This is a genomic window from Constrictibacter sp. MBR-5, from assembly GCF_040549485.1.
Lineage (GTDB): Bacteria > Pseudomonadota > Alphaproteobacteria > JAJUGE01 > JAJUGE01 > Constrictibacter.
Genome location: NZ_JBEPTK010000018.1, coordinates 1 through 23,046 on the forward strand (window position 1 = coordinate 1; position 23,046 = coordinate 23,046).

The 23,046-nt window shown below is 63.6% G+C and carries 18 protein-coding genes, 1 tRNA gene and 1 pseudogene; 10 read left to right on the plus strand and 10 right to left on the minus strand.

Features of this window, described 5'->3' with window-relative positions; translation table 11 throughout:
* From ABIE65_RS23895 to ABIE65_RS23905, 3 genes are all read right to left on the minus strand, one after another.
* Positions 1-890, minus strand: an 890-nt coding sequence (locus tag ABIE65_RS23895) for a tyrosine-type recombinase/integrase (protein WP_354081301.1), incomplete at its 3' end; no start/stop codon positions are given.
* A 183-nt stretch (positions 891-1,073) separates the two neighbouring features.
* Positions 1,074-1,215: transfer RNA gene (locus tag ABIE65_RS23900), tRNA-Gly, on the minus strand.
* Between the two features lie 43 nt (positions 1,216-1,258).
* Positions 1,259-1,687 (minus strand): hypothetical protein, encoded by a 429-nt coding sequence (locus ABIE65_RS23905; protein WP_354081302.1) that lies wholly within the window; start codon positions 1,685-1,687, stop codon positions 1,259-1,261.
* 187 nt (positions 1,688-1,874) lie between these two features.
* On the opposite strand from ABIE65_RS23905, the gene ABIE65_RS23910 reads away from it, so the two are divergent.
* Both ABIE65_RS23910 and ABIE65_RS23915 read left to right on the plus strand, forming a co-directional pair.
* A complete protein-coding gene (locus tag ABIE65_RS23910; protein WP_354081303.1) occupies positions 1,875-2,252 on the plus strand; it encodes a DUF423 domain-containing protein in 378 nt (125 codons plus the stop codon).
* Between the two features lie 369 nt (positions 2,253-2,621).
* The gene (locus ABIE65_RS23915; protein WP_354081304.1) at positions 2,622-3,977 is read left to right on the plus strand and encodes a sensor histidine kinase; all 1,356 of its coding nucleotides are present in this window, start codon (positions 2,622-2,624) and stop codon (positions 3,975-3,977) included.
* A 72-nt stretch (positions 3,978-4,049) separates the two neighbouring features.
* Here ABIE65_RS23915 and ABIE65_RS23920 read toward each other — a convergent pair whose 3' ends face one another.
* From ABIE65_RS23920 to ABIE65_RS23935, 4 genes are all read right to left on the minus strand, one after another.
* The gene (locus ABIE65_RS23920; RefSeq protein ID WP_354081305.1) at positions 4,050-4,490 is read right to left on the minus strand and encodes a response regulator; all 441 of its coding nucleotides are present in this window, start codon (positions 4,488-4,490) and stop codon (positions 4,050-4,052) included.
* A 109-nt stretch (positions 4,491-4,599) separates the two neighbouring features.
* Positions 4,600-6,444, minus strand: coding sequence for a PAS domain S-box protein (locus ABIE65_RS23925; RefSeq protein WP_354081306.1), 1,845 nt, complete (start codon positions 6,442-6,444; stop codon positions 4,600-4,602).
* 141 nt (positions 6,445-6,585) lie between these two features.
* The gene (locus tag ABIE65_RS23930; protein WP_354081307.1) at positions 6,586-7,005 is read right to left on the minus strand and encodes a response regulator; all 420 of its coding nucleotides are present in this window, start codon (positions 7,003-7,005) and stop codon (positions 6,586-6,588) included.
* Positions 7,006-7,442: 437 nt separating this feature from the next.
* Positions 7,443-8,624 carry a response regulator gene (locus tag ABIE65_RS23935; RefSeq protein WP_354081308.1) on the minus strand — a complete coding sequence of 394 codons (1,182 nt, stop codon included), beginning with the start codon at positions 8,622-8,624 and terminating at the stop codon, positions 7,443-7,445.
* 25 nt (positions 8,625-8,649) lie between these two features.
* On the opposite strand from ABIE65_RS23935, the gene ABIE65_RS23940 reads away from it, so the two are divergent.
* Positions 8,650-9,723, plus strand: coding sequence for an IS481 family transposase (locus ABIE65_RS23940; protein ID WP_354081309.1), 1,074 nt, complete (start codon positions 8,650-8,652; stop codon positions 9,721-9,723).
* Here ABIE65_RS23940 and ABIE65_RS23945 read toward each other — a convergent pair.
* Both ABIE65_RS23945 and ABIE65_RS23950 read right to left on the minus strand, forming a co-directional pair.
* A complete protein-coding gene (locus tag ABIE65_RS23945; protein WP_354081310.1) occupies positions 9,650-11,476 on the minus strand; it encodes a histidine kinase dimerization/phospho-acceptor domain-containing protein in 1,827 nt (608 codons plus the stop codon). The genes ABIE65_RS23940 and ABIE65_RS23945 overlap by 74 nt on opposite strands.
* Before the next feature lie 1,259 nt (positions 11,477-12,735).
* Positions 12,736-13,483, minus strand: a pseudogene (locus tag ABIE65_RS23950) (IS5 family transposase).
* A gap of 267 nt (positions 13,484-13,750) precedes the next feature.
* Between ABIE65_RS23950 and slyA the strand changes: the two are divergent.
* The 4 genes from slyA to ABIE65_RS23970 all read left to right on the plus strand — a co-directional run bounded on the left by slyA (position 13,751) and on the right by ABIE65_RS23970 (position 18,494).
* Positions 13,751-14,245: a transcriptional regulator SlyA gene (slyA, locus tag ABIE65_RS23955; RefSeq protein ID WP_354081311.1), complete on the plus strand. Its 495-nt coding sequence runs from the start codon at positions 13,751-13,753 to the stop codon at positions 14,243-14,245.
* Positions 14,230-15,420, plus strand: coding sequence for an HlyD family secretion protein (locus ABIE65_RS23960; RefSeq protein WP_354081312.1), 1,191 nt, complete (start codon positions 14,230-14,232; stop codon positions 15,418-15,420). Before slyA ends, ABIE65_RS23960 begins: the two co-directional genes overlap by 16 nt.
* A complete protein-coding gene (locus ABIE65_RS23965; protein ID WP_354081313.1) occupies positions 15,413-17,014 on the plus strand; it encodes a DHA2 family efflux MFS transporter permease subunit in 1,602 nt (533 codons plus the stop codon). The genes ABIE65_RS23960 and ABIE65_RS23965 overlap by 8 nt, the downstream gene beginning before the upstream one ends.
* Before the next feature lie 463 nt (positions 17,015-17,477).
* Complete coding sequence (locus tag ABIE65_RS23970; protein ID WP_354081314.1) at positions 17,478-18,494, plus strand: lipid A deacylase LpxR family protein; 1,017 nt, start codon at positions 17,478-17,480, stop codon at positions 18,492-18,494.
* Positions 18,495-18,791: 297 nt separating this feature from the next.
* Here the strand turns inward: ABIE65_RS23970 and ABIE65_RS23975 are convergent, their stop codons facing one another.
* Positions 18,792-19,895 (minus strand): zinc-dependent alcohol dehydrogenase, encoded by a 1,104-nt coding sequence (locus ABIE65_RS23975; RefSeq protein ID WP_354081315.1) that lies wholly within the window; start codon positions 19,893-19,895, stop codon positions 18,792-18,794.
* A gap of 157 nt (positions 19,896-20,052) precedes the next feature.
* Between ABIE65_RS23975 and ABIE65_RS23980 the strand changes: the two genes are divergently transcribed.
* Genes ABIE65_RS23980 through ABIE65_RS23990 form a run of 3 tightly spaced genes read left to right on the plus strand, consistent with a single transcriptional unit; the run spans position 20,053 to position 22,967 of the window.
* A complete protein-coding gene (locus ABIE65_RS23980; protein ID WP_354081316.1) occupies positions 20,053-20,634 on the plus strand; it encodes a carboxymuconolactone decarboxylase family protein in 582 nt (193 codons plus the stop codon).
* 28 nt (positions 20,635-20,662) lie between these two features.
* Positions 20,663-21,874, plus strand: a complete 1,212-nt coding sequence (locus ABIE65_RS23985) for an acyl-CoA dehydrogenase family protein (protein WP_354081317.1) — start codon at positions 20,663-20,665, stop codon at positions 21,872-21,874.
* Positions 21,875-21,878: 4 nt separating this feature from the next.
* The gene (locus tag ABIE65_RS23990; RefSeq protein ID WP_354081318.1) at positions 21,879-22,967 is read left to right on the plus strand and encodes an acyl-CoA dehydrogenase family protein; all 1,089 of its coding nucleotides are present in this window, start codon (positions 21,879-21,881) and stop codon (positions 22,965-22,967) included.
* Positions 22,968-23,046 lie beyond the last annotated feature (79 nt).

Here is a 23,046-nt window from a genome sequence, read left to right on the forward strand (position 1 = left end):
AGCGCGACGTCACGTTCGCCGGTCTTTCCTCCAGCGACGTGCAGGAAGCGATCTTCCATATGAACGTCGGCCCAGGTGAGACCGTAGGCTTCGTGGGGACGCAGGCCCGTGAATCGCACGACGATGAGGAAATCCAGCAACACCGTGCGCTGATGCCGCTGCCGGGCGTCAGCAACGGCTTCGATGCGTTCCTGTGCCACCCGACACGCCCTGTCGTAGTCAGACGGCGAGAAGGCCCGCCTACGGTTCTTCTTCTGCTTCATCGCCGGTACGGTCGGCGCATCGGCCTTCTTCAGCCAACCCTTTGTCGCGGCATGATCCAGCAACTGCCGCAGAGCGATGTTCTCCCGGTTCAGCGTTTTCCCGGTTGGTTCCCCGTAGGTCTGCCGCTTTGCGAGGATGCGCTTACCGTTGCGATCGTAGGCTACCTGCTCGGACTGCCGAGGGCGACTATGGTAGGTCCGTCGCCATTCCAGGTAGGCGGCGATATCGGCCTGAGTGACCGCATCGATCGTCCGGCCGAGTTCCTCGCCGAAGAAGGGGACGAAGAATCGCCGTACCACCGTCTCCTTGTTCGCGTAGTCCGAGTGCGACTCCACCGACTGCAGGAAGCTTTTGGCAGCGGTGGCGAACGAAGGCTTCCGCACTACCCTTTCTGCAGCGCGGTCCCCCTCACCTGCCTGGAAGCGGTTGTACAGGTCGACTGCACGCTGAATAGCGACCGGTAGAAGAGTGGTACGCATCGATCGACGTAATTGACGTCCACCGTACGTGAAATCGCAGTAGAACGTCGCGCCCATCATGTCCGCGCGTTTGTACAGCTTCAGCCCTTCGAAAATTACATGTTTATCCATGATCACCATACTCAGTGCATAGAGCGATTTGAGCATGATACTCGAAGCCACCGCAGCCCGTCATTATTCGAAGAGCGAGCCGTGTTGTGCTAGATTTGTGCTGAAACTCGACGACTCTAAGCCTTTGAGATAGCTGAATCGGAGATTTTCGGGCCGTGCGCGGAAACGCGAAAGGCGCTGGCCCGGCAGGGCTAGCGCCTTGATATTGCTCCGAAATCTTGGAGCGGGAGAAGGGATTCGAACCCTCGACCCTCACGTTGGCAAGGTAAGGGGCGAGGATTTTGTCTCTCTTAATCAATGACTTACAGGCCGATTTCTGGCTGTGCAGGAAGTGTGCACGACCGCCCTGCCCCGCTTCCGCGCCAAGTATTCGCACGCCGGGAGGGGGCAGGCTGAAGTCGTGGTCAGGCAGCCGCCTTGCGGCTCGCCTTCTCGCGTGCCTGGGCGATCTGCGCGTCGAACTCGCCAGCGCCGACGGCATCGCGCAGCTTCTCGAAGATGGCGACCACGTCTGTGAGGGTAGCCCCGGCTTCGAAAGCGGTCAGGCCCTTGCCGGATAGATCGACCGGTCCGTTGCCGAAGCGGAGTTCCGCAAACAGCTTCCCGTCGGACTCGAACCACCACGGACGCGGCGTGACGGCCTTGGTGACCTTGCCCCTCTCGCCCTTCTGGTAGACCTGCCGTTCGACCGTGTAGCTTTCACCGCGCGACGTCGCCTGCGCCAATGCGATCTGTTCGTTCAGCGCACCGACGATGACGTCGCGGGGGCTGCGCAGGCGCGCAGTCGTCGACGTCGCGCGGGAGACTTCCGCGAACTTCAGCTTGATCGGCATCTTGCCCTCCATGTCGTTCCTGACTGGTAGGACGTCTATCCCAGTTCTCATTTTCGTCAAGCGATAGCGAGGCAGTACGACTGCACCTAAGATGAACCTGGTCGAGAACCTCCCAACCCGCGCGTATGCTACGCAATAGGGTCCGCGAGAGGTCGTGCTCTGCAGGCCGATGCTCACGGAGAGGCTGGTGGACCATGATGCGCCTCTGGATCGTCTGCGCTGCGCTGAACGGTCTCTGCGCCGTCGGCGTTGGCGCGTGGGCAACTATTGGGCTGTTGAACCGCCGGTCGCCGCCGATCTCGTGGGCACGGCAGTGCAGTATCAGATGTGGCACGCCCTCGCACTCGTCGGTGTCGCCTGGCTATCCGATGATCCGTGGGTGCCTGACGGTGTCGTCGGAGTTGCCGGCGGCTGCTTCCTGCTCGGCATCCTCCTCTTCTGTGGCACGCTCTGCGCCACCGCCGCTGAGGGCGTGCCTCTGTTCCCTCTGTCGGCACCGGCTGGTGGCTTACTGCTCGTCGCAGGTTGGATCGGCCTCGGCGCCGCCGGCCTTATGCGGCGATGACGGCGATCAATGAGTGGAATCGAACGAAATCGCCCCTGTGTAGCAGCAGTGACCGGGCTCGGGTCTTCGTCGCTCCTACCAGGAGAAGCCATCAGGCTGTACTCGACCTCCCGCTACGTGTTCTGCGCTGAGCGACCTTTCAGCACCCGTCACTGCCGGCTACACTCGCGACCTTACGGCTGATCGGCCAACTCACCGAAGGTTCAGGGCTCTGACGATGGAAGTTGGTGCCTAATGAGTGCAGAGTAGGCATGCAACCGACGGCCTACGAGAGCATGCTTGATCTATGCTGGTGGTCAGTGTCGCCTCCTCGACAGTCGTGGCACCTAGTCCCGTCTGGGAAGGATGGGCTGAAGAACAAGGGTGCCGATGACCCACATTGCCGCCTTCGGGTCGGATAACCTCGCCGAAGCGATCGTCCAGACGATCGATCAGCCACTCTTGATCCTCCGCGCCGATCTCAAGATCGAGGAGGCCAACAGCGCGTTCTGCGACCTGTTCAAGGTCAGCATGGAGGACGTTCGCGGCTGCTTCCTCTACGAGGTTGGCAACGGCCAGTGGAACGTTCCGCAGCTTCGCCAGCTTCTGGAGCAGGTTCTGCCGCAGCGCTCGACGGTGAGAGGCTATCGGATCGAGCAAGATTTCCCGCATATTGGCAAGCGGGTCATGATCCTCAACGCGAAGCGGATACCAGGCGTGGGAGGGCGACCCGACCTGATCCTTCTTGTCGTCTCCGATCACACCGAGGTCGAGCAGGCCCGGCTCGAACTTGAAGGCCACCTTGAGTTCGAAACGAAGCTGATCGACAGCGTACGGGAGGCGCTCCTGGTGCTGGACTGGGACTTGCGGGTCGTGAGGGCGAACCAGCCATTCTACGACACCTTCCATGTGTCCGCCTCCGACACGAAGGGGCGCTTGGTCTACGAGATCGGGAACGGTCAGTGGAATGTCCCGCGCCTCCGAGAACTTTTGGAAGTCGTTCTCCCGGACGATAACAGGTTCGACGACGTCTACATTGAGCACGATTTCGAGGTCATTGGGCGCCGCGTGATGGTCTTGAATGGGCGCAGGCTCGACCACCTTGATTTGATCGTGCTCGCCATCCGCGACGTCACAGATCAGCGGCAAATGGAAGAGCGACAGCGGACGCTCATGGGAGAACTGCATCATCGCATCAGCAACCTGCTGAACAGCGTCAGCGCGCTCGCGAATCAGACTCTGCGCGACAGCGAATACCTCGGCGACTTCGAATCCGCCTTTAACTCGCGTCTCGCTGGCCTCGCCCGGACGCAGGAACTGCTGGTGCGGGCGCCGACCCGCCCTGTCGGGCTGGCGGAGATTTTGCGGATGGAGTTGATCGCTCAGGGAGGGATCGAGGGAACGAACTTCAGCTTGGCCGGCCCCGATGTGGCGCTGCTCCCGGAGGCACTGCAGTCCTTCGCCATGGCCGTTCATGAACTCACGACCAATGCTGTGAAGTATGGTGCATTGGCGTCGCCTGACGGGATGGTGCGGATCGTATGGCAGGCTCGCGTTGAAGGCCGGGACACGACTATGATGTTTCAGTGGCGGGAGCACGGCGTAGAGATCGACCCGCACCCCGCTCGCACAGGCTACGGGTCGCGCCTGCTGGACAGCGTCTTCCGTCATTCCCTGCAGGGCACTTGCCAGCTTACGCTTCACCCGGATGGTGCAGAGTTCGTGGCGGAATTCCTTCTGAAGTAGTTGTCCTTGAGGGTCGCTTTTCCCGGTATCCGGTCGGCTCAGCGGGTTCTACGACGCGACATGCCGGCGAGATTAGGCATGAGAGCCGCCTGAGGATTTACCGCTGAACATCTCGATCCCAGGCGGCACCGTAGACAGATCAATCCGCATCCCCTGCATTAGCTGCTGTGCGAGATCGATGCTCTTCAGGATGGTCTTCGGGCTGTAGGGCTTGGTGATCAGCCCGAGAGCAGCGTCCCGGTTCGCACGCGCTTCGCGGTTCTGCGCGCTGACGAAAAATGAGGGGATGCACCAGCGGGATAGTAGCTCGCGAGCGAGGCCGACGCCGGCGCCATTTCCATCTCGCAGATTGATGTCGACCAGGCCGAGATCGGGCAACTGGCCTTGATCAACCATTTCAAGCGCACGCGCCGCCGTGGAAGCTGGCCCCCGAACGATATGTCCAGCATCAAAGACCGTGGCTTCCAGGCTCATCGCGATGAGCGGATCGTCTTCCACCAACAAAATGACCATCGCGGAATGATAGACGAAGGTGCATCAGATGCAACGATACTTGGCACCAGGCACTGTGGCTCAGCCCTCTGGGATAGAGGCTTCTCCCGATCAGGTCGGTCTCAGACGTTCAAGTGGCCTTCTTAGGGTTGCCGGCCCTTCCCTGATCGTGCGGCCACGATGGTGCACCTTCCCCTGGCCGCGATCCTGCGTCGCGAAGCGACTTGATCACTGCCAGTAGCCGGTCGCGGCCGAACGGCTTCACCAGCGCAGGTGCGTCTTTGAACGCATCCGGTAGTCCTTCCCGGCCATAGCCACTGCCCAAAGCGAATGGCTTTCCCTTGCTGGTGAGCGCCGTCAGAAGTTGGTGTACGGTGCGTCCACCTAGGTTGGTATCAACGAGAGCGGCGTCGAAATCGCTGTTCTCGATCAGCCGCCGCGCGTGCGACGGCGTTCCTGCCGGGCCGACGACGGTGCAGCCTGCGGAGAGTAGGTCTTCTTCGATTGCCAACGCTATGAGTGGTTCATCTTCCACCACCAGCACCCTGAGCCCGGCTAGCTGTGCAAATTCATCAGCTTGCTGCTTTGGTTGCCCCAGCAGATCGCGAACCCTCCTGTTCCCCTCTCCAGGCGGTAGAGCCGGATTATCCTTATCTTCCAGGGGCAGCCGCAACGAGCAGGTGATGCCATCGCCGCCATAGCAGATCGCCGCGTCACCTCCTGCGGCTTCCAGCGACCGCTCGATGAGCAGCGTGCCGAAGCCATGGTGAAGGGGCGCGCTTACCGCCCCAACGCCCGTCTCCTTCCATTCCAGTAGCAGTTCCCGTGCCTCGCGCTGCTCTATTCGCCATTCGACCGACACGCGGCCAGTGTCCACAGCCAGCGCCCCATGTTTGCGGGCGTTGGTCGCGAGTTCGTGCAAGACGAGCGCGAGTTGCACCGAAGCCTGCGGATCGAGCGTCAAGGCGGGGCCGGAGCAGAAGATGCGTGCGTCGTCGGCGGGACCGAGCATGACTTGGTCGCGCACCATGTCGTTCAAATCCGCACCTGTCATCTTGCGATCTACGAGGAGATCGTGCGCACGTGCCAGCGCCTGTATGCGCCCGCCAAACCCTTGCACGAAGTCACCCATATCGGTCGCCCGGCGCAACGATTGCTGCGCGATCGCCTGCACGATCGCCAGAGTGTTCTTGACCCGGTGGTTCAGTTCGTCGAACAGGAGCCGCTGCAATTCCTCGTTCCGCTTACGCTCCGTGACGTCCCGCGCCACCTTGGATGCGCCGACGATGGTGCCCGCCCTGTTTCGCAGCGGCGACACCGTTAGCGAGATGTGGATTCGGCGCCCGTCCTTGGTCATGCGGACCGTATCGAAATGATCGATGCGTTCACCGCGCTGCAGCTTCGCAAGGATCGCCGCCTCTTCCTGCTGCAACTCCGGCGGGATGATGCGGGTGATCGGTTCACCGGTGATTTCATGCGATTCGTAGCCGAAGAGACGCTCTGCGGCAGCATTCCAGGAGGTGACCCGACCATCCAACGTCTTGCTGACGATCACGTCGTCAGACGATTCGACGATCGCTGCCAGCCGAGCCATCTCAATCTCGGTGTGCTTGCGCTCCGTGTCGTCCACCAGTAAGTTGATGGCGCCGGTGATTTGCCCTGACGCATCCCTCAACAGTGTCGGGTAAGGCGTAAAGGGCACGCGCGTGCCGTCCGGCCTCTCTGCGATGGCCTCCGCTCCACGGACGGCACGCCCCTCTCTCAGCGTAACCGCCATGGGACATTGATCGTGCGGCAGCGGCTCCCCGGCAGCCGTGTAAAGCCGCCACGAGCCACACCACTGACGGTCCCCGAGCGCCGGCCGATAACCCCATAGCTCTGCGGCGGCTTCATTGTAGAACGTGATGTTTCCCTCGGCGTCGGTCGTATAAACGGCGACGGGAAGAGCTTGCAGCAGTTCGGTGCCGGCGATCATCGACCTCCCATCGCTGCGACACCCGCATCATACGCGGGATACGGCTAAAATCCTAACGTTCCTCACCGGCTGAGTCAGAGGCCGCCGAAGTCGCCGCGTGCCCGGATCGCGGAGATGCCGGACGGCATCGTGCGTCCGCTATCACAGGTGCAAGCGGAATAGCTCCAAGCCGGAGGGTATCGACGATAGCGGGATTTGCCGCCCACACAACAGCTTCTGACATAATCGGACACCCGTAAGGATGTTCGACGGGGTGAACGGCTTCGCCAAATAACCCAAGGCGGCGTCTTGGTTGGCTCGGGCTTCATGTTTCTGCGCCGTGACGAAAAGCGAATGGACGTTCCACCTCGCCTTCAGTTCGCGGGCGACGTCGAGCCCTGTTCCGCCACCGATGAGGTTTATATCGACGAGGGCCAAGTCGGGTGCATCTAGTTGCTCCATCGATCTGATCGCGCGCTCCATGCTCGATACCGGTCCCTGCACAAAGTGCCCTCCGTCGATCAGGATCGTCTCCAGGTCCAGCGCGATGAGGGGGTCGTCCTCCACAATCAGGATCAGCATCTCGGCGGCCTCGCTCCGGACGCTTCACGATCCGCCAGGGCTTCCTGACCCAGCTCACGCTCGATCTCTTAACCGGACGGTCGAGGAGTAGTTCCTTCGTTCAGGTGGCCGCATCATCGGAGAACCGGACGTGGCGCGGAGATGAGCATCTCCGAGGTATGAGTCGCGGTGGCAGGCTTCAATGCCATGTCGGCAGCACCGGGATGCCCGGGATCTGGCGATCGATCTCGGACAGCCTGAACAAACCTGTCAGGGCGCGCGATCTCCTCGTCCAACACGGGTAATCCCTGAGTGGCTCGATCGCTTCCGCGTTCGGCGAGGACCAAACAGAGCTGTTGGTTCACCCTGATCGCATCGTCATGTTTCGCGAAAACGTTGGTATTAAGCCCAAGCAGATCGGCACAGTGAGCGGTCAGCGCCTGCTCATAAACGATCGCTCAGCCGATTTGCCCGTCGCTCCCCCGCTGGTGGCTAAGCGAATGCGTTACGACCCGAGCTTTTTCGATTGCCGCTAACTTCTGAATGAGCGTAGCAGCGTGGATCGGCTTGGAGATGTAATCGTTCATGCCGGCTGCCAGGCAATCCTCCCGAACCCCCTTCATGGCATGTGCTGTCAGCGCGATCACATGCACGGCGTTGCGGGGCGCCGGTAACTCGCGGATGCACTTGGTTGCGTCAGCCCCGTTGAGAACGGGCATCTGCAGATCCATCAGCACGACATCATAGTCGGCTCTAAGCGCAGCCTCGACGGCCTGTTCGCCGTTCTCGACGATGTCGACCAGGTAGTCGCTCGTTCCCAAGAAGGCCATGACGACCTTCTGGTTGATCTCATTGTCCTCGGCCAGGAGAATTCGGAGCGGCCGCCGGGACGCCTTCGGCGGTGGCACCGGAGCATGTCCTTGAGCCTTTTGCGGTCGCGCCGCTGCCGGTGGTGCCAAGTCGACGAGCCGCACGAGGGTATCGAGCAGTGTCTGCTCTCGAACAGGTTTCGCAAGCATGGCGTCCACTACGCCGTGCATTTCTGACGGAACGCCCATCGAGCCGGCCGAGGAGGAGATCAGCAGCTTTGTCCGGGCGATGCCGGTTATGCCTCGTATCCGACGAGCAAGGTCATCCCCCGGCATGTCGGGCATCATCTGGTCGATCACCGCCAGATCGAACGGCCGCCCCTCTGCGCCGGCCCGTTCCAGCGCGTCGATCGCTTCCAGCCCATCCCCTACCGCCGTCGGCATCATCCCGAACCCTGCGAGCTGACGGGTCAGGATGCGCCGGTTCATCTCGATGTCGTCGACGATCAGTGCTCGAAGCCCCCGCAGCGCCTCGGGAGAACGTCGCTGGCTGCCCACGCCGCCGGCCACCGCCGGCAGCGGAATCTCGAACCAGAACCGGCTACCCATTCCGGGATGGCTGTCCACCCCGATGCTCCCACCCATCAGCTCGACCAGTTGCCTGCTGATGGAAAGGCCGAGACCGGTGCCGCCGTAGCGGCGCGTCACCGAACTGTCGCCCTGAATGTGCTGAGACGGTAATCGCCTGACACATGCGGCCACACCCGCCCCCGCGGGGGCGGGTGTGGCCATGCCGCTTCGAGGCGGGATTAGGATGGTGTCGCTGAACATCAATCCGTCCCGATCGGAGAGCGACATGACCACGAAGGAGAAGGTAGCACGGCGCAAACTGTCGCTGTTGGAACTGGCCACCGACCTCGGCAACGTCTCCAAAGCCTGCAAGGTGATGGGCTACAGCCGACAGCAGTTCTACGAGATCCGTCGCAACTTCCAGACTTACGGCGCCGACGGTCTGATCGACCGTATGCCCGGCGCCCGAGGGCCGCATCCCAACCGGGTATCGGCCGAGATCGAGAAGGCCGTCCTCGACCACGCCCTGGAACATCCCTGCCACGGGCCGCTGCGGGTTGCCCAGCAGCTGATGCTGCAGGGCGTCCAGGTCTCCTCCGGCGGCGTGCGCGGGGTCTGGCAGCGCCACGGCCTGCTGACCAAGCACGAGCGCCTGCTGCGCCTGGAGAAGACCACGGCGGAACGCCGGCTGACCCTGTCCGACGAGCAGATCCGCCTGCTGGAGCGGTTCAACCCGGAGTTCCGCGAGCGCCACATCGAAGCGCCGCACACCGGTGCCCTGATCGCCGTCGACACCTTCTTCGTCGGCACCCTGAAGGGCGTGGGCAAGGTCTACCTGCAGACGGCCATCGACTGCCACAGCCGCTACGCCTGGGCCAGGCTCTATCCCAACAAGCTTCCGGTCACCGCCGTACAGCTGCTGAACAACGACGTCCTGCCGACCTTCGAAGCCCATAAGGTCGAGGTGGAGGCGGTACTGTCGGATAACGGGAGGGAGTTCTGCGGGCGAGACGACCAGCATCCCTACGAGCTGTTCCTGCAACTCGAAGGCATCGAGCACCGCCGCACCCAGGTGAGGCGTCCGCAGACCAACGGCATCGTCGAGCGCCTGCACCGTACCCTGCTCGACGAGCACTTCCGCGTCGAAGGCCGCCGCACATGGTTCGAGACGATCGAGGAGATGCAGACGTCGCTCGACGCATACCTGAAGTCTTACAACGAGAACCGTCCGCACCAGGGCCGCGGCATGAAGGGACGAACACCGTTGCAGGCCTTCAGGGCGGGCATCAACCTGTCGAAAGCGAAAAAGGAGGAGCCCAGGACAGACGCACCGAACGACACCCAAACGGCGGCCGCCTGATCCTGCCTACGGATGCGGCACTGTCAGTGGAATACCCTCTCTGTACACCCTGAACGAAGTTCTGGAACAGGCTGTTGCGCACGTCCTCCTCTATCCCGACGCCGGTGTCGATCACGTCGAAGCGGATCAGCGCCGATCCATCGACCAGCTCCCGTGCGGCGACTTCAACGGCTACGCCACCGCTCTCGGTGAATTTTACGGCATTTCCAGCGAGATTGAGCAGCACCTGGCGCACCCGGAGCGCGTCGCCACGAAAGCAGCCGTGTGCCGATGGCTCGACGTAAACAGTGAGATCGATCCCCTTCTCATGGGCCTTTGAGCCAAGCAAGTTCACCGCGCCCTCCACGGCGTCAGCCAAATCGAAGTCCAGAACCTCAAGTTCGAACCTCCCGGCCTCCAACTTGGAAACATCGAGAATATCGTCAATGAGGGAGAGCAGCGCCTCTGCGCTGTCGTTCACCGCTGTAGCGAACTCGCGCTGATTATCCGACAACTCCGTCTTCAAGAGGAGCCCGTTCATTCCGAGGATGCCGTTCATTGGCGTGCGGATCTCATGGCTCATATTCGCCAGGAATTGGGACTTGGCTTCGTTCGCACGCTCGGCAGCATCCTTCTGATCGCGCGTGATCTGCTCTGCCGCCCGCAGCTCCGTCACGTCCCTCAAGATCACGTGAATGCGCAGAGCCTGACCCGCGACGCCGACCTCGACGTCCATGTCGCAGAAGATCCGGCGGATCTTCCCGTCCGGACGCAACAGCCGGAACTCGACCGGTCGGGGGCGCCGTCCCTCCTCCGCGATCGAGATAGCCCTGCGCGCCAGCGCCCGGTCATCTGGATGAACCATCTCGATGACTTTGTAGATGTCGGGTGCGAACGTATGTGGATCCAGCCCCACGATCCGATAGAACTCCGCTGACCATTCCTCCCGGCCCGTCACCAGGTCGCGCTCGCAACTGCCGATCGCCGCGACCTGTTGAGCCCGCTCCAGGTGATGCCTGCTTCGCCGCAGCTGATTTGTGCTCTCCTGGAGCGCACCTTCGGCCGCGATTTGCGCCGTGACATCAACGCTGACGCCGCGATAGCCCTGAAAGACGCCATCCTTGTAGTAGGGAACACCGCTTGCGCGCAGATAGCGCGCCCGACCATCCTTCAGGTGGATGCGATGGACATAGTTGCGATAAGGACGATGCGCTGCGAGGGTGTCCATCCATGCTTCGAAGCCCTCGGGGTCGTATGTTCGGTCGGTTGCCGCCCCCGGCCATTCGGTCTGAAATTCGGTCAGCGTCACTGTGCCGTTCTCACGCTTCGGCACGAAGATCCTGATCTGACCTTCCGGTGCGCCGTGCAGTTCGTGGAACACGTCGGAGACCGCGCTCATCATGTCGAGGTAGCGATCTCGCTCCTCGATCAGCGCATCCTGAGCCGCTCGTCGTTCCGTCTGATCAACGCCGATCAGAAGGCTCGTCGCCGTCGGCAGGTCGCGCACAACGGAAAGCTCAAGCCAGCACGTCTTCCCGCCTCCCGCATGGAACGCCAGTTCGGCTGTCCTACGCGTTTCGAGAAGCTCGTCGAGCCGCAGCGGCTCCAGTGCCATGAGCCGCAGCGAACTTCCTGACAGGCTCTCAACCTCACAGGCGAAACATGCCGCAGCGGCGACGTTGGCGCTGACGATCAGACCCTGATCATCGACAACCAGCGCCGGCAGCGGCAATCGGAGGATCAGCTCGTATTCCGAAGCGAGTTCGCGGGCCATCTCAGATTTCCAAGAGGACGTCGTCTACCCGGCTACCGAGCCTGGCGCGGGTTCGCGTCCTATTCGGCACCCTAGCGGCTACAGGTTGCATGGACATTAATCGGCGGGACGACGGCCCCGGCGTCGGCGCATCTGCCGACGCGGTGGCTCAATAAGGAAGGATGGCGTCGCCCGGATAACGTCTCGGGACGCCTCGTGATTATGCCAGTGCGGTCGACATAAGCGGCTTTCTGGCGATGATGACTTCTCCCGCAACCGAGAAGGCCCCAATGCGGATCACAAGGCGCTCATTCGTTCTTGGCGGCGCATCCACGGTCGCACTGCTAGGTTCCCCTACGGCCGGCTTGGAGCGGCGCCCCCTCCCCCGGTCTTCGATCCTGCACTTGCCTCCGTCACAAGCGCGGTCGATGCGATATCGAAGCCGGTCTCCCACCGCGGCCTCATCGGGCTCGACGTCGGCGATGTCAGAGGGGTGCTGCATGGTGGAGGATATGCAGTTTTCGGCGAAGGTGCGGCCACCGGGCGAGATCGCGCACGGGTCGCGGCTGACCGCGCGCTGAAGGACCTACGGCGCTCATTGTCCGCCGCCCGCAGCGTCGATGCCACCGCGAGGGCTGAAGCCACGTTGGCGCGGTGCCAAGCAGTCCCTAAACCTACCCTGAGCGGCAGGCGGAGATGTTGATTTTGGTCAACATTTTATCGAACAGTGATCCTGCGATAGGGTAGAGCCGACCGTCCGCGACGGGCTGTTCGAGCGGTAACGTATCCCCGACATGGCCGCGCCCGGATACGCAGGCGGCGCTGCTGGAACCACCTCGCGCGGTTGGTCGACCTTGTGCAGCGATCTAATCGGCGCCGCAGCGTCTACCGACTGTAACAGGTCGCCAGCACCCACTCCTCTGCTCATCGCACAGTCAGCCCGCATAGCCATGACGAAGTCCATCCGGACAGACTTCCCTTCCGGCGTTAACTGCGTGATGCCGTTCGCGTTGCGCGAGCGCAGCGTGCCCTCCGATGCCGACACAACCGAACAGTCCTAGCAGGTCGGGCTGAGGCGGGGTTGACGCCAAGTCATCGATCCCCATCATCTCTGGACAAACAACCGCAAGATCGGGAAAGCGATGGCGCGGGAATACGATCTGGTGGTGCTCGGCGCCACAATCGTCGACGGTACTGGCGCAGCCCCTATGAGGGCGACATCGGCACCGTCGGCGACCGCCTCGCCGCGCAGGGGCGCGAGGCGCTGGGGCCACACTCATTCATAGCCAGAATGCGACGGCTGCGGCGAGTGCGACGGCGAGAGGAAGTTCGTCGCGAGCTTGTCGCATTGTGTCGCTATGCGCCGGAAGTCCTTCAGTCTGCAGAACAGGGCCTCGATGCGCCAGCGGTCCCGGTATCGGCGCGGATCGTGTCGGATTGGCCGCTCACTGTTGATGCGGCCAGGAATGACCGGCTTTGTCCCGGCCTCTCTGAGTGAGGGTGGTGCGGAAGTGGTTCGCGTCGTAGCCACAATCAGCGACCAGACGCTTGAAGCGGGTCGCGTCCTCGATCAGTTCGCCAGCCAGCCTTGATGTCGGAGGTGTTGCCGGGTGTCAGCCGGAGTGCGACGGGCAGCCCGAGGATGCCGCGGATCGCGTGGATCTTGGTCGTCCGGCCGCCGCGCGAGACGCCGATCGCCGGGGCCTTCGTCCGCCCTTTCCCAATGCGCCGAGCGGTGCGCCTTCAGGTAGGTGCTGTCCAGGTAGCCGATCTCGTCGATCGGACTCTGCTCCGCCAGCGCCGCCAGCAGGCGCTGGAACACGCCGCAGCTTCCACCTGATGTAGACGATCGTCGCCTGGCCGTAGGCCGCCGGTACGTCCTGGCAGCGTCTGCCGCACTTCAGTATGTGCATGATGCCGGAGATCACCCGGCGCTCGTCGACCCGGCGCGCCGGGCTGGTTCTTCGGCAGATGCGGCTCGATCGCCGCCCACGCCTCGTCCGACAACCACAACAACGCTCCCGACATCGCCATCCCCCCCTTCGGGAGAAGCATGGATCATGCTCGCGACGCCGGTTCAAGACGATGATTGGGTTTGGAGCCAACCTAGAAGCCGTCCGCGTCGCGCCGGTCCCTCGCTTCGCGGACCGGGCCCGCTCGCGCTGTTGTTGCCGTTACGCGGCAGGCTTGAAGGATGACAAAAGCGGACCTGCGGGGTCGCCGCAGCGCTTTCTTCTGGATATTCGATAGATAGCCACCTATTGGTTTCCGAAAGGGAACCGTTCAGGCAATGAAATGCAACTGGCTCTCAACGATCAGGAGCGCTTCGGCCTCCACCTCGGACTGGTCGCCCGGCTGTGGCGCGCCGAGATCGACCGACGGCTGGCCGCCTTCGGCCTCAACGAATCCCGCTGGTTGACGCTTTTGCATCTTTCTCGGCTGGCCGGAGCGGCAACGCAGCGCGAATTGGCTGAGGCGGTTGGGGTGCGGGGGCCGACCCTGGTACGCACGCTGGACCGGCTTGAAGCCGAGGGGCTGATCGAACGCCGGACAGAAGCTACCGACCGCCGCACCAAATCGGTCCACCTGCGCCCGCAGGCCGCTCCCGTTCTGCGACGCATCGAAGCGACCGTAGCGGCAGTTCGTGCTGAAATCCTCTCCGACATATCCCATGCCGAGGTGGCGACCTGTCTGAAGGTCTTCGAGAAGATCGCCGGCAAGCTGGGTGGAGCGGAAGCCACGGTGCAGCTTACGCACCGACGGACAGTTGAACGATGGACCAGCGTGTGAACCGTCTGGAGCGCCAGAGCCACGATCCAGAAATCGATCTGCGCACAGCCCTCGACAAGGAGATGGAGCCTGCGTCAGAGGGATCTTCCCCTCGTGGCCGTGCCCGGCCATGGCGACTGTATGGTGCGGTCCTGGCGGCGCTAATCGTCGTCGGAGCCGGTGGGTGGTGGCTGTGGCAACAGTTCACCCACGTCTTCGTCACGGATGCCCGCGTTGCAGCCGACATCGTTGCCGTGAGCAGCCGGGTTCCCGGCTGGGTCACCGCCGTTGAGGTCATTGCAGGCGATTCCGTTCGCAAAGGCCGGATACTGGTCCGGATCGACGACCGGGAAAGCCGCCTGCTCGTTCAGGAACTCGATGCGCAACTTGCGGGAGTGGCCCGCCGCCGCGAGCAGATCGGAGCCCGCATCGTGCTCACCGGCCGTCAGACCGAAAGTCGTATCACCGCCAAACAGGCAGCGGTAAGGGCTGCGGCGGCCGCGTTGGCAGCAGCGGCGGCGCAACGCGATCTAGCGAAGACGGAGAATGACCGGGCCGAAAAGCTGGCGCCGAGCGGCGCCATCACCCGCGCCCGCCTGGACCAGACGCGGACGGCGCTGGAGACGACAAAGCAACAGGTGTTGAGCGCCCAGGCGGACCTCGAAAACGCCCGCGCCGCCCTTGCCGAGGCGGAAGCCGCGCGCGAGGAGCTCACGGTGCTCCAACGCCAGTTGGCCGAACTTGGTCCGGAAGAACAGCGGCTGCGCGCGCAACGGCAGCGCCTGGCGCTCGATCTCCAAGACCGCACCATCATCATGCCCTTCGGCGGCGTTGTGGACCAGACCTTCGTGGACGAGGGCGAATACGTCACGCCCGGCCAGCGCCTGCTGATGGTGCATGATCCCGAACGCGTGCGCGTCGAGGCGAACGTCAAGGAGACCGACATCCGCTTCTTCCGGCCCGGAAAGACCGTGACGATCGCGGTCGACGCCCTGCCGGGGCAGCGCTTCCCGGGCACCGTCACTCGCGTGGGGCAGGCTGCGACCAGCGAGTTCGCGCTGCTGCCCAACCCGAATCCGAGCGGCAACTTCACCAAGATCACTCAACGCCTGCCGGTGCGCATCGCCGTCCAACAGGTCGGCGGCGCACTCAAGCCGGGCATGATGGTGGAGCTGGAGGCCGGGACCGGTGAATAGCCCGCCCCGCCCGGACAGCATCGAGGGCCTGTTTGCCCGCTTCGGCCCCGCCTATCGCTGGTTGGTCACGGCGACAGTCATGATGGGCACGATCGCTACCATCCTCACCGCGACGATCGTCAATGTAGCCCTGCCCGACATCATGGGCGCCTTCGGCATGGGCCAGGACAAAGCCCAGCTCCTGTCCACAGGCTTCCTTGCGGCAATGACCGGAACTATGCTGCTCAACGCCTGGATGGTCGAGACGCTCGGCCAGCGCGCGACCTTCATGCTGGCGGTGACGGTCTTCATCGTCGCCTCCGTCATGGGCGGACTGGCCCCTGCGGAAGGCGTGCTGATCCTGGCCCGCGTTCTCCAGGGCGGGGCGGCCGGCATCCTTCAGCCGCTCGCTATGCAGGTAATCTTCCAGGTCTTCCCGCCCGAAAAACGCGGCTCGGCCATGGGCATCTACGGCATCGGCGTGGTGCTGGCCCCGGCGCTCGGCCCTACGCTGGGCGGCATCATGGTCGATAGCTTCAGTTGGCGGTATGTCTTTTTCATGGCCGTGCCGTTCTGCCTCATCGGCCTGTTCCTTGCCGCGATTTTCATGCCGGGACGGGCCACTTCGGGACCGCCGCGGCGATTCGACTGGATCGGTTTCGGGTTGATGACGGTCTTCCTCGTCACCTTGCTCAACGGCCTGTCGAACGGGCAACGTGACGGCTGGATGTCAGATCCGATCCTGCGCGACTTCGCCATCGCCTTTGTCTCGGGCATCAGCTTCATCGCCTGGGAGCTGCGCGCACCCGCGCCCATACTCAATCTCAAGCTCTTCATGAACCGGGTCTATGCGGGCGCCTCCGTCGTGGCCTTCATCTTCGGGGCGGGAATCTACGGTTCGACCTTCCTGGTTCCGCTGTTCGTGCAGACGATCCAGGGCTATACGCCGACGCGCTCCGGCCTGCTGCTGATGCCGGCGGGCCTAATCCTGGCGGTCGTCTTCCCGATCGCTGGGCGTCTCTCCGACAAGACGCCGGCCTATGCAACGGTCGTGTTCGGGCTGGCGGTCTTCGCGCTGTCATCGTTTCTGATGACCGGCGTCGATACCGATACGTCCTTCTGGCTGTTTGCCTGGTGGATCATGCTGGGCCGCATCGGGCTTGGTTTCATCATGCCAAGCCTGAACGCCGGCGCCCTCAAGGCGCTCCCGATGACCCTGCTCGGCCAGGGCTCCGGCGCGATCAACTTCGTGCGTCAACTCGGCGGGGCGTTTGGCGTCAACCTTCTTTCCATCGCCCTTGAACGGCGCTCGCAGCTCTACGTGGACAGTTTTACGGCGGCGCAGCATGCGGGCAACAGCATGACGGCCGATATGCTGCGCGATGCGAGCGGCTTGCTCGCGCAGGCCGGCGTGCCGGAAGCCATACGCCAAGCCGGGGCGATGAACTATCTCGGCCGCGTGATCTACACCCAGGGCAACATGCTGGGATACCGCGACAGCTTCTTTATCGTTGGTGTGATCTTCCTGGCCGCTCTCGTTCCAGCGATGATGATGCGCCGACGGTCACAGCGTCCCACAGCGCAAACTGATGCGGGGCGACGGGGCGGCAAGTGATAGAAGGGATGCGCCTCAGCCAGCCCCATGAGAAATGGCCATCGCCACCGGTCGTACGGCCACAACTTCCGGCCCGTCATAAATCACGCGTCCCCGCAAGCTGGACAACTTTCTGTGCAATCGTCCCGTAGATCGCCTTCGTCATTTTCTCCCTTCGAGGTTAAACTCGATGCTCTCGAAGGTGTTTTCCACTTTTCCGAGTCCGACAGGTGGCGGTCGGCCATGACGGCTCCCCCGCTTTCAGAATGGCTGTGCGCGCCGGGCAATGGAGACGGACGTTCGATCCATCCGGCTTGTCGTCTTGCCGAAGGGCACTCGACACGACCATGATGCGTTCCATGGCCATGCTCCGCTTTTCTGAACTTGACCGACTCAGACACATGCACCCACACCGCACTGTGGCATGACCTGGATCAAAGATCTTGCGCCCCTTTCGCCGCGACCGCCGGTCGGTTGCCGGCGGTTGCGGCGAGCTATCACCGCCCGGCGGATCGGGCTTCCCGCCGCCCTTGCGGCGGCGCTCCTGGCATGGCCCGCAACCTCGGGCGCAACTGAGGAACCGGAGGCCGGCACCCTGAACTTGGTCTTCGAGAACGACCTCTTCTCAGACACCGACCGGCACTACACCAATGGCGTACGCGCCTCATGGCTGTCCGGATCGAACAGGACGCCCGCCTGGGCGCTTCGCGCCGCCCGCTGGTTCCCCTTGTTTCCGGACGGCGGCACCGTGCGGACGAGCTATGCGGTGGGCCAGAACATGTACACGCCGGACGGCATCGCCCTGCGCGATCCGCCCCGCGACGACCGCCCTTATGCCGGCTGGCTCTACGGCTCGATCGGGCTGATCGCCGAGACCGGCCAGCGGCTCGACCAGCTGGAGCTGACGCTCGGCATCGTCGGACCGGCCTCGCTCGCCGAGCAGGCCCAGAAGCTCATCCACGAGATTACCGATGCGCAGGAGCCGCGGGGCTGGGATACCCAGCTCGAGAACGAGCCCGGGCTGGTCCTGACCTACCAGCGCAGCTGGCGCGACTTCGTCTCGGAGTCGGTTTCCGGCTTCGGCTTCGGCTTCGATGCAACGCCGCACGCCGGCGGCGCCCTCGGCAACGTCTTCACCTATGCCAACGCCGGGCTCATGCTGCGCTTCGGCCAGCGCCTGCCGCTGGACTACGGACCGCCGCGCATCCAGCCGGGCCTGCCGGGCTCGGGGTTCTTTGTGCCGCAGGAGGGCTTCGGCTGGTACCTGTTCGCCGGCGTCGAGGGGCGGGCGGTCGCGCGCAACATCTTCCTCGACGGCAACACCTTCCGCGACAGCCGCAGCGCGGACAAGGAGCCGCTGGTCGGTGACCTTCAGTTCGGCATCGCGCTCACTTGGCGGAACGTGCGTCTCAGTTACACCCACGTGCTTCGCACGCGCGAGTTCGAGACCCAGGAAGAGCCCAACGATTTCGGAGCCTTCAGCCTATCGGTGCGGTTTTGACCTCTGGCCCCCACGAAGCACGCCTCAGCGCGCTCAACGGTAAGCAAATGAGCCTGGCCTTTCCTTCACGCTGCTTGTGGTCGGGCCTCGTGATCTATGATGCCGAAAGGTTGTGTATGGGACTGCGCATTGTCTGTGATGTGAATACTCGTACAGGCTCGGCCTGACCGAGGATAAAATGTCGAGGCTCCACATCGAGTCGTCGGTGAATCAGGCGCGGCCCACCGGGGTCTCCTCTTGTGGGAGGGTGAACCGAATCCGCACCAAAACCCGGGATCTCCGTGCTGTGGAGACGTCCTATCTCGTCGCCTGCTCCGGGAGTAGGCAGGAGTGGATCGAGGCGGAACCGTCGACCTTGCCGGCCAAGGTGTCGATCGCAAGGGCCGCTTCCTCCAGCTTGAAGTCGTGGGTGTGCATCAGTTCCAGCGGTACTTTACGCGCTTCGATTAGATTGATCGCGCTCCTGTATCCGGTCGAGGTGACGCCGATGGCGCCCTTCAGAGTGATCTCCTTCATGATCAGCTTGTCAGAGACGAAGTTCGGGAGCGGCTTGTAGCCCTTGACCCCCGCAAGCACCACCGTGCCGCCGAAACGGACATAGTCGATGGCCTCCACCGGCGGCTCCACCGCATAAGGGGTCACGTCCACCACCACGTCCGCACCGTTGCCGTCAGTGATCTCCTTGATCCGCTGTTTGGCGTTCTCGTTGGTCACGTCGATGGTGTGGGTCGCGCCGAACTTGCGGGCGAGTTCCAGCTTGGCCCCGTCGCTCTCCAGGCCAGTGACGATGATGTCGCCCGCGCCCGCCTGGCGGGCAGCGATGACGCTGGCGAGGCCCCGCTGGCCGGGTCCCAGCACTACCAGCGTGTCGCCCACCTGCAGCTTTGGCACCTCGACCGCCCAGCGGTAGCCGGCGCCCAGCGGGTTGAACATCACGGCGATCTCGGGCGGCAGGCTCTTGTCGATCTTGTGCACCATAGAATTCGGGTGCAGGTACATGTGCTGGGCGTAGGCGCCCCACAGGCCCGGGCCGTCTCCGAGCGGGATATAGGAGTAGATCCGGCGGTTCTTGCAGAGATGGTAGGAGCCCATCCGGCAAGGCATGCAAAAGCGGCACGAGATCATGGTCTCCACCACAACCCGGTCGCCCACGTCCACGGCCCAGCGCCGGGCCGCGTTGTCGCCGATCTTGGCGATCAGGCCCAGCGGCTCATGCCCCGGGATGACCGGCATCGGCGTGCGCAGATGCCCTTCGTACTGTTCGCAGTCACTGCCGCAGATGCCACAGGCCTCGACCTGCAACAGCGCGGAATCCTCGTCTATATCAGGAAGCGGGATGTCCCGGGCTTCGATCCGCCGGACCCCGGTCTGCACCATCGCCATCGTCTTCTTGGGCAACATTTCCTGTCCCTCGCCCGCCCCGGAAGGCTCTCCTGGAATGGCTTTTGTGGCCAAATCTATCGAACGCTAGGTAGAACGGCAATGAGGATTGGAGTATTCTTCCTCGTGGATCCACGGCGCTCCACCATACAACCCGCAGGTTTGAGGAAAGGGCCCTATGAGACAGCCCGAAGCAAGAATCCCGCTGCTCGGCGAAGACGACGCGCGCCAGCTCGGCAAGGATCACGGGGTGCCCTCGTCCATGGCGCCGCTCAACGTCTTCCGGGCCATGCTTAACCACCCGGTGATGGCGGCCTCGGTCGGCAGCCTGCTCGCAAACCTGCTCTACAAGGCCAACAAGCTCGACGGCTCGCTGCGCGAGCTCATCATCATGCGGATCGGCTGGCGGACCGGTGCGGTGTACGAATGGACCCAGCATTGGCGGGTCTGTATGAACATGAACATCGACCCGGACCTGGTGCTGGCCGTCCGCGACTGGCGCAATGCCTCCGCCCTGACCGAGGCGCAAATGGCGGTTCTTGCCGCCACCGACGAGACGCTGGAACAGGGCAGGATCTCCGACGCCACCTGGGCGGAATGCTGCAGGCATCTGGCGACTCAGGAAGAGCGCATCGAGATGGTGCTGGCCATCAGTAACTGGCGCACGTTCTCCGAACTTCTGCAAAGCCTGAGAATTCCGCTGGAGGACGGAGTCGAAGCGTGGCCACCGGACGGCAAGAAGCCGCCGGCTGCCGGATGAAGCACTCTCAGACTTAAGGACGGGCGAAATGGATCTGGAATACTCCGACCGCCACAAAGCACTCCAGCAGGAAGTGCGCGAGTTCGCAGCCAAGGAAGGGCACCTGTCGCCCAAGTCCGGGGGCGGCCGCAAGCGCCCCGACCGGAAGACGTTGGACTGGCAGGCGCTCCTGCTGGAGCGGGGCTATTTCGCCCGTACGATCCCCAAAGAGTACGGCGGCTACGGCGCCGAACCGGATGTGGTCGAGGCGGCGATTATCGCCGACGAGTTCAACAAGTCGGGACTCCATCCCGGCATCATGAACCAGGGCATCAGCATGCTGGTGCCGACATTGCTCGAAGTCGGCCGCGAGGACCAGAAAAAGCAGTGGGTTGAGACGACCATTCGCGGCGAGACCATCTGGTGCCAGGGCTATTCGGAGCCGGGCTCCGGCAGCGACCTGGCCGCGGCCCGCACCAGGGCCGACCTGGATGGCGACCACTTCGTGGTCAACGGCCAGAAGATCTGGACTTCCTCGGCCCACTATGCCGACATGATGTTCCTGCTCTGCCGGACCGAGCAGGACAAGCCGAAGCACGAGGGCCTGTCCTACCTGCTGCTGTCGATGAAGACGCCTGGGATCGAAGTGCGTCCGCTGACCACCATGACGGGCCGGGCCGAGTTCAACGAGACCTTCTTCACCGACGTGCACGTGCCGGCCGACCAGATCGTCATGGGCCGGGGCGACGGCTGGCGCGTCGCCAACGTCACGCTGAAGTACGAGCGAATGCTGCTGGGCGACCCCAACAAGCTTCTGTATCGACTGAGCAGAATTCGCGACTCGATGGAGCGCACCGAGGTGGACGGCATCCGGATGCTGGACGTGCCGGAATACCGCGACCGACTGCTGAAGCTGCAGGGCGAGGCGCTCGCCTGGAAGTATCATGGCATGCGCCTGCTGACCGACATGGGGGACGGCGTCGATTCCGGCGTGCGCCGCCTAATCGTCAAGTATGTGGGCACAATGATGGGCCACCGCCTGTCGTCGCTGGCCGTGGACGTGCTGGGCGCCGCCGGTCTCCGCTACGATCCGAAGGGAGAGGACAAGGACGATGACGAGGCAACGACCTGGCATATCGATTACATGTACGACATCGGCCTGATCATCGGCGGCGGCACCTCCCAGGTCCAGAAGAACATCATCGGCGAGCGCGGCCTCGGCCTGCCGCGCGAGCCGAAATTGCAAGCGACGGCGAGGTAGGGTCATGCGCTTCGGACTTTCCGACGAACAGAAGATGCTCGATGAATCCGTCCGGGGTATCCTCGCCCGGATTCTTCCGCTGGACGAGATTCGGCGCATTGCGGCCGACGGCACCGGCTACGACGCGGCCCTCGCCGGCAGTCTGGTCGAACAGGGCGTAGGCGGCCTGGTCGTACCGGAAGAGCACGGTGGCGTCGGGCTGGGCATGGTGGAGGCCGTCGTCGTGGCCGAAGCCCTCGGCCATGCCGCCGCGCCGTTCGGCTTTGCCGGGGCCTGCGTCATGGCGCCGCTCGCCATCGCGAAAGCTGGCGACGGCGGCACGCGGTCTGAGCTGCTGGGCGGCATCGCCGCAGGCGAGCGCCGGGTGGCGGTGGACTTCTCGGCGCTGGCGGGCACCACCGGCGCCGCCAAGCTCCGGCTCGACGGAAGCCGCCTCTCCGGCACCGTCCAGAACCTGCTGGACCCGGGCGCGGCCACCGACCTCCTGCTGGCGCTCGGCGACGGCCGCATGGCGCTGGTCGCCGCCGATGCCGCAGGCGTCTCCCTAGAACTGCGCAGGACGGTCGACAGAACCCGGCCGCTTGGCGCCGCCACCTTCGATGGGGTGGAGGCCAGGCTACTCCAGGCGGGCGGCAGCGCAGTGTCGAAAGACGTGCTGCAGGCGGGCCGGCTGATGATTGCCGCCGACTCGCTTGGTGCGGGTCAGCGCATGATCGACCGGGCGGTCGCCTATGCCAACGAGCGTGAGCAGTTCGGGCGTAAGATAGGCAGCTTCCAGGCAGTCAAGCACATTTGCTCCGAAATGGTGAGCATGCTGGAGCCCTGCCGTTCGCTGATCTGGTATGCGGGCTATGCCCGTGAGCACGGGATGGAGGACGCGTCGCTGACCATCCTTCATGCGAAATCGCATCTGGGCGAAGCCACGCGCGAGGTCTCGCGCATGGCGACGGAGGTACACGGCGGCATGGGCTTCACCGACCTGCTCGGCCTGCACTACTGGTTCAAGCGCATCACCTTCGACCGCCAGGTGCTGGGCGGGCCGGAGCGGTGCCGGAGCGAAGCCGCGACCCTGCAAGGCTGGACCGCGGCGTGACGTCTGGCGTGTGCCGGTTTGCTGCTCGGACCGCAGGTCCCGCAAACCCGCTCATCCGCCATAACCACTTTCTGACGAA